Consider the following 11,702-nt stretch of genomic DNA (forward strand, 5'->3'; position numbering starts at 1 on the left):
CTGCTCCCCGCCAGGCGCTATATAGCTAATGCCTGCGGCCAGACAACCGGCCACCCGCTAACTGAGCACACGCTGCACCGTATTCCGGTCCAGCGCCTCCAGCGTCAACTGCAGCAACACCGCATGCTCACGTTGCTGATTGCGGATCTGCAGCCGTGCGATTTCCTCATCCCGATTCCCCAGCGCCATCAGCCGTTCCAGCTCAGCGTGCATGGCTTGGGGCACTTGCAAGCGAACTGCGCAAGCCTTGCGCAGGTAATCCTGCCAGAACCACTGGCGTGACAGGTAATCAGCAATGCCCTCCCGGGTCTGTCGCGCCAGGACCCTTTCACGGGCCAGGAGAAGGTCCTGCTTACTCAAGGCAGGGATACCTGCATAGAGCATTTCATCGGGTTGGCCAGGCAAGTCCAGAGACTTGCGCAAGCCGATTCGATAGGCCAAGGCGAATTCGATCGATTCAGCGCCCGCCCCCACCCGATGAGCATGTTCAGCCGCAATTTGCTCAAGCACCGCCAACCGCCACATCCGGGCACCGAGCTTCAACAAGCCCCGTTCAGGCCGGGCAGATCCGCTGTGCCTCGTGCGCCATATCATCACTCGCAGTTCCAGGTCGGCGAAGCGCACGGTGGCGTTATCCTGGCAACCGGTCGCCGCAGCGTGCTCGAACAACTCCTGCCTGAGGGCATCATGCTCAGACATCGCCTGGAGCATGTCGAACACACGGGCCGCGAGCGCGGATGCAGTCGATGAGAAGCTGAAGGCGCCCGATTCCGTCAGCATCGACAGGGTATTGAAGAACTCTTCCGATTGCTCCTCGGCCTCCAGATGGGCCCACAGTGCAGCCATTTCATCTCGACGCTCGCCAGGCAACGCATCCAGGATGCGCAACCGGTAAGGCACGCGACTGCCCTCAAGCAAATGCCAGGTTGAAAACCCGTCCTGCGCGGCCCCCAGCCGATTGCCAGAAAGCTCGACCCTGCCCGAGCGCCACAACTGCGATTGATGAAAACCCTCGGGCAGTTCAGAAATACGGTTGTCGCTGAGGTTCAGGGTGTGCAGTTCTGGCGCGTCCATCAGCCCGTAGGGGCACTCGGGTAACTGGGTGTTCGACAGGTAGAGGGCATTCAGCTCGGTCATTGCCTGGACGGAAAATGCCCTGCGCAGCGGGTTGTCTGAAAGGTTCAGGTACACCAGGGACCGGCAATCTGCCAGGACCAACGCCTGGCCTTGGTCAAGGGCGATCTGGTTACCAGACAAGTCGAGCACCTCCAGCTTCTGGACAAGCATCAGCGGCAATGGCAAACGCGTGAGTCGGCAATGGGTGATTTCCAGGTTGCGCAAGTTGGGAAACGCCCGCAGAAACTCATCCGGAACGTGCTCCACGCGCATGTCGCGCAAGGCCAGGATCGAGACGTGGGGAAAGCCCACTTGCTCGGGCAGGGCCGGCAGATGGCGCAAGCGGCTGATGGTCTGGGTCAGCATGAAGCGCCCGTCGTCCAGTGCTGCTTGTCCTTGCAGTTCCGGCACAAGACAGCGCCAGCAGTTGATCAGCCCCTTTCTGAACTCACGCCGGGCGGCCAGTTCTGATGACAGCAAGGCACTGCGCGCCCACTGGGTCAAGTGTCTCTTGAGCATCCCATATTGCTGCTCCAGCATAGATAGCCTGGCCTGTGCGTCACTTGAGGCCAACCAGCGCCCGATCTGTTCGTCGCTAAAGGCCGGGTACAGGTCTCGCAACCGGGCCTGAAGCGCCCTTGGCCTGTTTAGCCCTAACGCCCCCCATAGCCTGCCACCCGCCATGGGGTAACCAATCCGGCCATCAGCAAGACGTTGCGGCGCGAGAAACGAGCCGCTCGGCTGTTCCAGCCTGAGCAGGTTCACCACGGTCTGGCGTTGGTCGAAAGCCACATTGGTCAGCGCCTGGCGCAGCGCAGGCACAAAGGGCTGGCCTTGGCCGATGGCCGCTTGCGATGCGTCGTCATAGGCTGCTGCCAAGGTCTCGAACAACTCGCCCCTCTCACCGGCAACCTTGTGCGTTCGGGCACGCAGGCGGAACAGCCCATGACGATGAAGCAGGTCAAACGTCTGCGCCGATCCCTCGACCGTCAGTAACGGCTCGCTGGCATCACCGTCGTACAATCGCCACCCCGGCCCGCCAGCCCCCGGCACATGCACCAGCAGGTTCAGGACCACACGCGCCAGGTCGAGGTTTTGCGGCGTATCGATGCACAGCGCCTCGTACACCCGCGCCATTCGAATCCGCGCAACCTGCAACCTTGCTGCCTCGGCCATCAGCAACGGCACACGCCCCGTCTCACGCAAACGCTGCAGGTCATCCTCGCTGGCATCGCGCAACACCTCATCCGCGGCCAAACGGTGCAGGCTGGCAAAATTCTGTCGTAAGAGGCGGCCAGTTTCCGTGTCGGGATTCTGCTCTTCGTACAACGCCTGAAGCAGTTCTCGTCGTCCGGCCCAAGCCACCTCGGCCAACGCTACTCCGTCCTTGCCGGCGGCCTGTGGAAGGTGCATGACCCGCTCCAGCAGTTGCGGGTCTGCGGTTACACCGCCCTCGCGCAACTGGTTGACCAACGTACCAATCCTGCCAGCGAGCCGCACGCGTGTGACGGTGTCGAGCAGCGCGGCCTCCGGCGGTCGGCCATACACATGCCATGCCCGCAGATGCTGATCATCCAGGCCATGAATCGCCAGCGACCGGTCGATCTGCGCGTCGTCGAGGTCGCTGAATGGCCCGCCCAGACGGCGGAACAACAGGCGTGAGTCGCCCCACTCGGCGGGCTGTTCGCACCACAGCCGCCACGCACCGGCTCCATTGTGACGGAGCGGCGGCGCATAGCCCTGGTAAGGGAGCAATTGCCACTGTTCATCGTCGTTGTGCCAGGTCATCTCATACCAGTGCCCGTCCATGCTGATCCAGCGGCGCTCGCCCAGGCGGTGCATACCCTCCATGTCCGGCACCGCCGTGTCTGGCGGGCTTTCGCAGCGATAGGGGCCGAGGTCTGCGTTCCACAGTTTTTCCTCACCGTTTTCCAGCTGCGCCGGTACCAGGTTGTCCACCACACTCCAGGCGCGTCGGGCCGTGACGACTACGCCAACGGTTGCCCCGACAGCCAGCAGCCCTTTGCCTACATTCAGCAGGTGCGCCAGTGCTGCATTGCGTTCGTTTTCCTGCCAGTCCCCTACAGCCTGGAACGTCTGCTCAAGCAGTTCCCAGGCCATCACCCCCAACAACACCGCGCCGATGCCCGGAACGAAGAACCCTGCGACACCCAACAGGGTCCAGCCTTCAGCACGCAAACGGCGGGCGTGTTCGGCCTGGACCTCACGATCAAGCAAGGCCACGGGCGGGGCGATGATCGCAGCATCGTCCTTGATCCGCGCAATCCAGTCGTCAGCAAGGTGTTCGAACAATGGCAGGCGATAGGCAAAGGTCTGCTCATCGAGGTCCCGGGTTGCCCAGCCGGGCACGTCATCGAGGCGCGTACTGACGGCCGAGAAGAATCGCTGGCTATCGCATCGGCGCACGAAGCGGTTGAAGAAACGCCGGTAGTCATCTTCGCGCAGGCGTTTGCCAAGCACCCGGCGGGCATAATCTTCCAGGTCGCTGCGCACGCTCCAGGGGCCGTGCGGGTCACCCGGTACATAGACCAGCACGCGCTTGCTGGTGTTGAACAGCAAGCCCGCGTCGATCACGTCCAGCACGACGATTTGCTGCAAGCGGCAACCGAACAACGCCAACTGGCGCACGCGAACCGATGCGCCTTCGAGCTTACCGAGCGTGTCCTTCATGCACAGCGCCACCACCCACTGCAGTTCGTCTGCGCTCAATATGCCCTGCGCCCTGGCCTGCAGGGCATCCACCAGCATGCAGTAGCGTTGCCGTCGCGTCAGCAATCCCCTGACTTCGGGCTGAAGTACCGAATCCAGATGCGCCTGGTATTTCTGCCCAAGATCCAGCGCTCGACACAGCCTGGCAAAGCCCGGTGCAGACAGCTCACTGCGCCTTGCGCCGCACACATCGACCAGGCAATTGCCCTGTGGCTGGTCGCGCTGCTGCTCTGCGGTGAAATTGCACAAAGCGGCCTCGAGCAGAGGGATGTCGTAGTAGTCGCTGCCGACAACCGGAAGCCGACTGGTTACATAATGGATCGTGTGTGAGGGAAAGGTGTACCACTGGCGAAAGTACAGGCGATCGACATCAAGGTCGCCGTGGGCACCGAGCGCTTGCTGCAGCAAGGGCCGGGCAAATGCATTCAGGTTGCTTAGCCGCGCCAGCGCTGACGACAAGCCTGCACGGCAGGCCAGCAGTTCATGCAGCGCCTCGCTCAGCAGGGTGAATTCGGCCATGCTCAGCCGCTTCATCCAGGCCGGCAACCGCTGTGCGATGTAGTGGTCCTGGCATGCTTGTGCCATGGCAAGGGTATCGACCGCAGCCGATGGTTGACTGCTATTGTTCTGCATCTCTGCCTCCGCGACGACATGGAAGGCCGAGTCTGAAGACTGTAGCGTCAGGCTGACGCCTAGCTATCTACCACCTGTTCAGAACAGCAGTAACTGATGGTCGGTAAGGCGCGCGAAATCATCGCCGACAAAGGGCAGGATGGCGTCGGCCACCGGCAGTAGCTGGCGGCTGATGTAGTGATCGTAGTCGATCGGTGCCTGCAGGTTTTCCAGCGGCTCAGGCCCGGCGGTGGTGATCACGTAGCTGATCCAGCCCCCACGCTGGTACTGCAGAGGGCGCTGCAGACGCTTGTTGTAGTCGTCGGCAAGGCGTGCGGCACGCACATGCGGCGGCACGTTGCGCTGGTAATCGGCCAGCGGGCGACGCAGGCGCTTGCGATAAATCAGCAGTTCGTCCTGCTCGCCCGCCAACGTGCGCCGTACATACTCGCGTACATAATCACGGTAGGGCTCGCTGCGGAACACACGGCCGTAGAGTTCCTGCTGGAACTGCCGGGCCAGCGGTGACCAGTCGGTGCGCACCGACTCCAGGCCCTTGTAAACCATTTCTTCAGCACCGTCGGCCCGCTGCACCAGGCCGGCATAGCGCTTTTTGCTGCCTTCATCGGTACCGCGGATGGTGGGCATCAGGAAGCGTCGGTAATGCACCTCGAACTGCAGTTCGAGGGCGCTCTGCAGGTTCATGGTCTCGTGCAGATGGGCTTGCCACCATTGGTTGACCTTTGCCACCAGCTCGCGGCCGATGCGCGCCGCGTCTTCCTCGGCGTGGGCACCCTTGAGCCAGACAAAGGTGGAGTCGGTGTCACCGTAGATCACATCGTAGCCACACGCCTCGATCAGGGACCTGGTCTGGCGCATGATCTGGTGGCCGCGCATGGTGATCGACGACGCCAGGCGCGGGTCGAAGAAACGGCAACCGCTGGAGCCAAGCACGCCATAAAAGGCATTCATGATGATTTTCAAGGCCTGCGACAGCGGCGCATTGCCCTCGCGCTTGGCCGCTTCCCTGCCCTGCCACACCCGTTCGACGATGGCTGGCAGGCAGTGCTGTGTGCGTGAAAAACGCCCACCGCGAAAACCCTCGACCGAATGTGCGTCGTCAGGCAGACGCAGGCCTTCGATCAGCCCGACCGGGTCGATGAGAAAGGTACGGATGATCGACGGGTACAGGCTCTTGTAGTCCAGCACCAGCACCGAGTCGTACAACCCCGGGCGCGAGTCCATGACAAAACCGCCGGGGCTGGCTTCGTCCGGGCGGCTGCCAAGGCTGGGCGCGACAAAGCCAAGGCGGTGCATCTGCGGAATGTACAAGTGACAGAACGCAGCTACCGACCCACCGCTGCGGTCCACGGCCAACCCCGTAACCGATGCACGTTCGAGCAGGAAGTCGAGCAGCCGGGTATGGGCGAAAATGCGCGCGACCAGTTCACAGTCCTTCAGGTTGTAGCGCGCCAGGGCCGGTTTGTCTTCGGCGAAGCGGCGATTGATTTCGTCCATGCGTTGGTACGGCGTGTCGATGGCCTTGCCTTCGCCCAGCAGGGTCTGGGCAACGTTCTCCAGGCTGAACGAGGCAAAGCTCCAGGTGGCCGAACGCAACGCCTCGATACCATCGATCAGCAGCCGCCCCGGCGCATCGGCGAAGACGTGGCCGCCACCGGCATGGCTGCGCAGGGTCATGACCGCACCGTTGCGCCCCAGCGTCAGTGGCACCTGCAACGACTTGGCGTGCTCATGCAGCAGACGCAGGTCGAACTGCACCAGGTTCCAGCCAATGATCGCGTCCGGGTCATGCCTGGCCATCCACTGGTTGAGCCGCGTGATCAAGGCGGCGCGATCGGTGCAATATTCCAGGTCGAAGTCAAGCCCGCTGGCATCGCCGTTGGCCGGACCGAGCATGTACACCTGGCGCTGGCCACAGCCCTCCAGCGCGATGCTGTACAGCTCGCCACGCTCGCTGGTCTCGATGTCCAGCGACACCAGGCGCAGTGCCGGGCGATAGCCTGGCAACGGCCTGAGCTGGGCTTCCCGGTAAACGCCCTGCGCATCAGGCTGGCCAGTGAACTGCACCGGCGCCGTGATGAAGCGCTCCATGAGGTAACGCTCCGGCGGGCGGATATCGGCCTCGAGCACGTCGATACCGGCCGTGCGCAGACGCTGCTCCAGTTGCATCAATTGGCGATGCTGGCGGGTATAGAGGCCAAGCATCGGGCGATGCTCGAAGTCCTTCAGGCGCAGTGGCTTGAGCTTCGTCCCGGGTTCGTTGGCCAGCAGCACACGGGCGTGCTCGGCCTGCGCCTGAGGAATGAAAGCCACCGACTCCTGCGCCGCCAGCCGCAACAGCCGCGGCCCGTCATCGGTGGCCAGCCAGAACTCCACGCAGGTGCCTTCCGGCGTATCGTGCCAGTGCCGGGTCAGGACAAAACCCTGCTGCAACTCCACTGCGTCGACCTCTGGATTGTCTGTAGATGGCGTTATTCTACCTGTGTCGTGCCTGGCATGAGTGTTTTAGCGCCTCCCCGCCACAAAACCGCTTCCTCGCCCCGCCCAGGCCAGCAGCCAGGCCAAGGCTATCAACACCAGCACCACCGCGCCAAACCACTCCACACCTGCCCCAGCCAGCAGCAATCCGCCAATGATCCCACCCAGGGCAATGGCACTGTTCCACACCGTCACCAGCATCGACTGCGCCACATCCCCACCCTCGCCTGCCGCGTCGGCGCAAGCTGTCTGCAGCAGGGTCGGAGCGCCGCCATAGGTCATTCCCCACAAGGCGATGCTCAAGTACATCAGCCACGACGATGCCTGCCCCAACACCAGTGTGGCCAGGGCAAAACCGGCCAGGCTCAGCAACACCAACTTGCGTAAATGTCGGTCGACCAGCAGCCCTACCAGGCCGATCCCGGCCAGGGCCGACAGGCCAAATACCATCAGCACCGGGCCAATGTCCGCAGCCATGCCGGCCGCCGCCAGCAATGGCACGATATAGGTGTAGAGAATGTTATGACCAAGGATCCAGGTGAGGATCACCAGCAATACAATCAACACCCCCGGCGTGCGCAGCACCTGCGTGGCCGCCGGCCGCTTTCCGGCAGCGTGCCCCGGGTAGTCCGGCACCGACCGCAACACCCACACCACCAACAGCAACGCCACCAGCGTGACGACCACGAACGTCGCGCGCCAGCCCAGCCCCGCTCCTAGCCAGGTCGCAATCGGCAAGCCGAGCGACAAGGCAATCGGCTGCCCGAGCATGGCCAGGGCCATGGCCCGGCCCTGCAACGGTACCGGCACCATGCGCCGGGCATGGCCAGCAATCAGGCCCCATGCCAGGCCGGCCGCAGCACCCGTGAAAAAGCGCAGCACCAGGGTCAGCGTGTTGGAGTCCGACAAGGCCGTCAGCCCGTTGAACAGCACGAAGCCGATGATCGCCAGCAACAGCGCCCGGCGCCGATACCAGCCTTGGGTCAACGTCACCAACGGGATGGCGGTCAGTAACGAGCCCAAGGCATACGCCGTGACCCATTGCCCAGCCATGGCCTGGCTGATGTGCATGCCATCGGCGATCTGGTCGAGCAGACCCGCCGGCAGGGTTTCGCTGAGGATGGCGATGAAACCGGTCATGGCCAGCGCCAGCAGTCCGCCAACGGGCAGACGTTCGTTGCTGGCAGCCAGCAACGGTGCGGAAGATGTCTGGGACATTGCAAATGCCTTGAGTGAGAAACGAGGCGAACAGTCTGCAAGACAAGGCCATTGCGGAAAAAGACGGTTACAATGCCGCTCACCCAGGACATCAGCGTCCGCAATCAGGAGTGCGACATGGACAGCCTCAGCGGCTTCGTGGTCTTCAACCGGGTGGCCGAAACCCGCAGCTTCGTTGCCGCCAGCCAGTCATTGGGGATCAGTGCCTCGGCAGTGGGCAAGCGCGTGGCGCGCCTGGAAAGCCGCTTGGGCGTGCGCCTGTTCCACCGCAGCACACGCAGCATCACCCTCACCGCCGAGGGCACGATGTTCCTCGAACGCAGCCGGCGCATCCTTGCCGAAATCGAAGCCACCGAGCAGGAGCTGTCGCAGGCCAGCGAAACGCCGCGCGGGCGCCTGCGGGTGAGCATGCCGCAGGTGACCAGACTGGTAATGCCGGCCCTGGCCGAGTTCATGGCACTGTACCCACAGGTTGAACTGGACCTGGACTTCTCCGACCGCATGGTGGATATCGTCGGCGAAGGCTTCGATGTGGTGATGCGCGGCGGGCAGCCGGTGGATTCCCGGCTCAGCGCCAAATTCCTCGGGCACTTTCAGCACCGCCTGGTAGCCTCGCCCGAGTACCTGCGCGAACGCGGCACTCCCTTGCACCCACGCGACCTGGCGGCGCATACCTGCCTGCATTATCGCTTCCCCAGCAACGGCAAGCTGGAAACCTGGCCGCTGCGCCAGGAGCATCCTGAGCAAGCCTATGACATCCCCATCTCGATGGTCTGCAACCACGTCGAAACACGCGTCTGCTTTGCCTTGAACCACCGCGGCATTACCTGTCTGCCGGACTTCAACGTGGGTCGCGAACTGGCCAATGGCTCACTGGTCAGTGTCCTTGACGACTTCATGGAACGGCGCGGCAGCTTCTATCTGCTGTGGCCGTCCGGGCGGCAGATGCCGCCAAAGTTGCGGGTATTCATCGACTTCATGCTCGCTCGGGTATTCAACCGTACAGGTAGTTGATGTCCTTGTAGGCCAGCGGTGGCACCTGGCCGAGCAGGAAGTCACGCAGCTTGTGCATCTGCCTCGCTTTTGGGCTGGCCTTGAGCCAGGTAATGTAGTAACCGTCGCCGGTGGCCACGGCATGCTTGAAAGGCGTGACCAGGCGTCCGGCGGCCAGGTCGGTGCTGGCCAGTACCAGATCGACCACTGAAATGCCCAAGCCTTGCTGGGCGGCCGATATGCCCTGGTCGAGGGTATCGAACACCTGCCCCTGGTCGATGCTGATGTCCAGCGCATCCATTCGCGCCAGCCAACGCCGCCAGTCACGCCGGTCGGGTGACGGGTGCAGGAACTCGCATCGGGGCAGGTCGGACAGTTGCGGTTGCACCTGTGACATGTAATCCGGGTGACATACCGGGATCAGCCATTCATCGAATAGCTTGAAACTCTCGATATCGGCGGGAAATCGCCCGCTGGCCAGGAGAATGGCGCAGTCGTAGGGCTCGGAATAGAAGTCCACGCTGTCGATATCCATCCACACACTGGAAAGCTGCACACTGCAGTTGTCCTCGACCTTCTTGAACGCATCCAGCGCCCGCAGCAGCCAGCGCACCGTGAGCGTGGACGGCGCCTTCAGGCGCAGGCCGTAGCGATCCTGCCGCAGCAGTGCGCAGGCATTCTCGATGATCTTGAAGCCGACCTTCAGTTCTTGCGCAAGCAGGCGGCCGTGCTCGGTCAGGCTCAGCTTCGGGCCCCGACGTTCGAACAGGTCGCAGCCGAACAGGGCTTCGAGGGTCTTGATGTGATGGCTGACGGCGCCCTGGGTCAGGGCCAGCTCCTCAGCAGCGCGGGTGAAAGAGCCATAGCGAGAGGCCACCTCGAAGGCACGCAGCGCGTGCAAGGCCTGAATCCGTTCCGACATGGCGGCGTCCCGAACATGAGTGAGACTAATAGTAGGTCATAACTCCACGCGTTTTACAACGGCAAGAGCGTCTCGGAAAATGCAGGTAAATAACAAACATAACCAAGATCCTGCCTGCATGTGACTGGAACGTTTACTTAAATCAACGCCTGGGGAAATCATGTTTACGGGATATGGAAATTGCTATCGCCTGGATGCGCTGGAGCTTGCCGCTGAACATGGTCACAACATGCAACACTGGACGTTCAAAACCATAGAACACTTTCGCAGTATTCTCGCCAACCCCGAATTCCCCTGCCTGTTTGGCCGCAAGGCGGTAAACGGCGAAACCTGCCACATTCTCTTCGCCCGCGCCGAGCAACTGGCCGATGATATCGCGCAGGGCCTGGCCAACTATGTGCGCACCGTCGCACCGATCGCACCCAAGCAGCGCATCGGCAGCCCTTTGGTGGTGTTTCTCGAAACCGCAGCCGGCAGTAGCCTGGCCGAGCAGCAGGCCTTGGCCTGGAAGGTACTGCGCGGCGTGCATGCGCGCGACCCACACCCTTGGCCTCAAGGCATCCCGGCCGATCCCGACGATACCGGCTGGTCGTTCTGCTATGCCGGCATGCCGCTGTTCATCAACATGAACTTCCCCGGCCATCAGCAGATGAAAAGCCGCAATCTGGGCCAGCACATCACCTTCGTCATCAACCCGCGGGAGAACTTCGACGAAGTGGCCAACGCCAACACCGAGAGTGGCAAGCGCATCCGCGAGCGCATTCGCGAGCGCGTGCACCACTACAACGACGGCGTTGTGCCCGACACCCTTGGCTTTTTCGGCGATACCGACAACTACGAGTGGAAGCAGTATCAACTGCAGGAGACAGGCTCGCTCAACCCGTCACGCTGCCCGTTCCACGCCCATGCCGCACACCAGCCGACACCCGACATACTGATCGAGAACTGACCGTGAATACCGCACTCACCGCCACCTACGCCCTCACCGTGCTGCTACTGATTGCCACTCCCGGTCCGGTGGTGGCACTGATCGTCAACACTGCGGCCGCCTCCGGCTCGCGCAAGGCCATGTTCACCGCCGTCGGCACCAACTGGGCATCACTGGTGCTGATCGGCGCGGCAGCGTGGATCATCCTCACCAGTGCCGCCATCGACAAGACATGGCTCAGCACCATGAGCCTGCTGGGCTGCCTGTTCATCGGCTACATTGCCATGGGCACGTTGAGGGACGCCCTGCAGGCACCCGCGTCAGACGCGGCGAGCGAGGCCCCCAAGGCTGGGCGCGGCGGGCTGATGCAAGGCTTCATGGTGGGTATTTCCAACCCGAAAGACATCATTTTCTTCATCGCCTTCTTCCCGCAGTTCATTCAGATCACCGAATCGTTCGGCAAGAGCATGGTGGTGCTGTCGCTACTGTGGGTGGCCATCGATTTCGCCGTGCTCAGCCTGTACATCTTCGCCATCGGCAAGATCGCCTCGCAGCGCAGCAACCGCATCATCAGCCTGGCCTCGGGCGTCGCCCTGCTGCTGATCGCCGCCGGCGGCCTGCTGTACAACCTCAAGGAACTGGCGGCCTGAATCTGCTGCAAAGTACCCGGCTTAAGCGAAGGAG

At 62.5% G+C, this 11,702-nt stretch carries 7 protein-coding genes; 3 read left to right on the forward strand and 4 right to left on the reverse strand.

Annotated elements, in window-relative coordinates; translation table 11 throughout:
• Positions 1 to 57: 57 nt before the first annotated feature.
• From ACF8FG_RS17435 to ACF8FG_RS17445, 3 genes are all read right to left on the reverse strand, one after another.
• Positions 58 to 4,479, reverse strand: a complete 4,422-nt coding sequence (locus ACF8FG_RS17435) for an NEL-type E3 ubiquitin ligase domain-containing protein (protein WP_392518997.1) — start codon at positions 4,477 to 4,479, stop codon at positions 58 to 60.
• 78 nt (positions 4,480 to 4,557) lie between these two features.
• Positions 4,558 to 6,918: a DNA polymerase II gene (locus ACF8FG_RS17440; protein WP_318077641.1), complete on the reverse strand. Its 2,361-nt coding sequence runs from the start codon at positions 6,916 to 6,918 to the stop codon at positions 4,558 to 4,560.
• A gap of 66 nt (positions 6,919 to 6,984) precedes the next feature.
• Positions 6,985 to 8,175 carry an MFS transporter gene (locus tag ACF8FG_RS17445; RefSeq protein WP_014591617.1) on the reverse strand — a complete coding sequence of 397 codons (1,191 nt, stop codon included), beginning with the start codon at positions 8,173 to 8,175 and terminating at the stop codon, positions 6,985 to 6,987.
• A 117-nt stretch (positions 8,176 to 8,292) separates the two neighbouring features.
• Between ACF8FG_RS17445 and ACF8FG_RS17450 the strand changes: the two genes are divergently transcribed.
• Entirely contained in the window at positions 8,293 to 9,189 is an 897-nt protein-coding gene (locus tag ACF8FG_RS17450; protein ID WP_014591618.1) for a LysR family transcriptional regulator, read from the forward strand.
• On the opposite strand, the gene ACF8FG_RS17455 is transcribed toward ACF8FG_RS17450, so the two are convergent.
• Complete coding sequence (locus ACF8FG_RS17455) at positions 9,170 to 10,090, reverse strand: LysR substrate-binding domain-containing protein (RefSeq protein ID WP_014591619.1); 921 nt, start codon at positions 10,088 to 10,090, stop codon at positions 9,170 to 9,172. The genes ACF8FG_RS17450 and ACF8FG_RS17455 overlap by 20 nt on opposite strands.
• A 160-nt stretch (positions 10,091 to 10,250) precedes the next feature.
• Between ACF8FG_RS17455 and ACF8FG_RS17460 the strand changes: the two genes are divergently transcribed.
• Positions 10,251 to 11,039 carry a YqcI/YcgG family protein gene (locus ACF8FG_RS17460; protein ID WP_014591620.1) on the forward strand — a complete coding sequence of 263 codons (789 nt, stop codon included), beginning with the start codon at positions 10,251 to 10,253 and terminating at the stop codon, positions 11,037 to 11,039.
• A 2-nt stretch (positions 11,040 to 11,041) separates the two neighbouring features.
• Positions 11,042 to 11,668 carry a LysE family translocator gene (locus ACF8FG_RS17465; protein ID WP_003250434.1) on the forward strand — a complete coding sequence of 209 codons (627 nt, stop codon included), beginning with the start codon at positions 11,042 to 11,044 and terminating at the stop codon, positions 11,666 to 11,668.
• Positions 11,669 to 11,702 lie beyond the last annotated feature (34 nt).

Source organism: Pseudomonas sp. YQ_6 (assembly GCF_043103245.1).
In the GTDB taxonomy this organism is placed as follows: domain Bacteria; phylum Pseudomonadota; class Gammaproteobacteria; order Pseudomonadales; family Pseudomonadaceae; genus Aquipseudomonas; species Aquipseudomonas alloputida.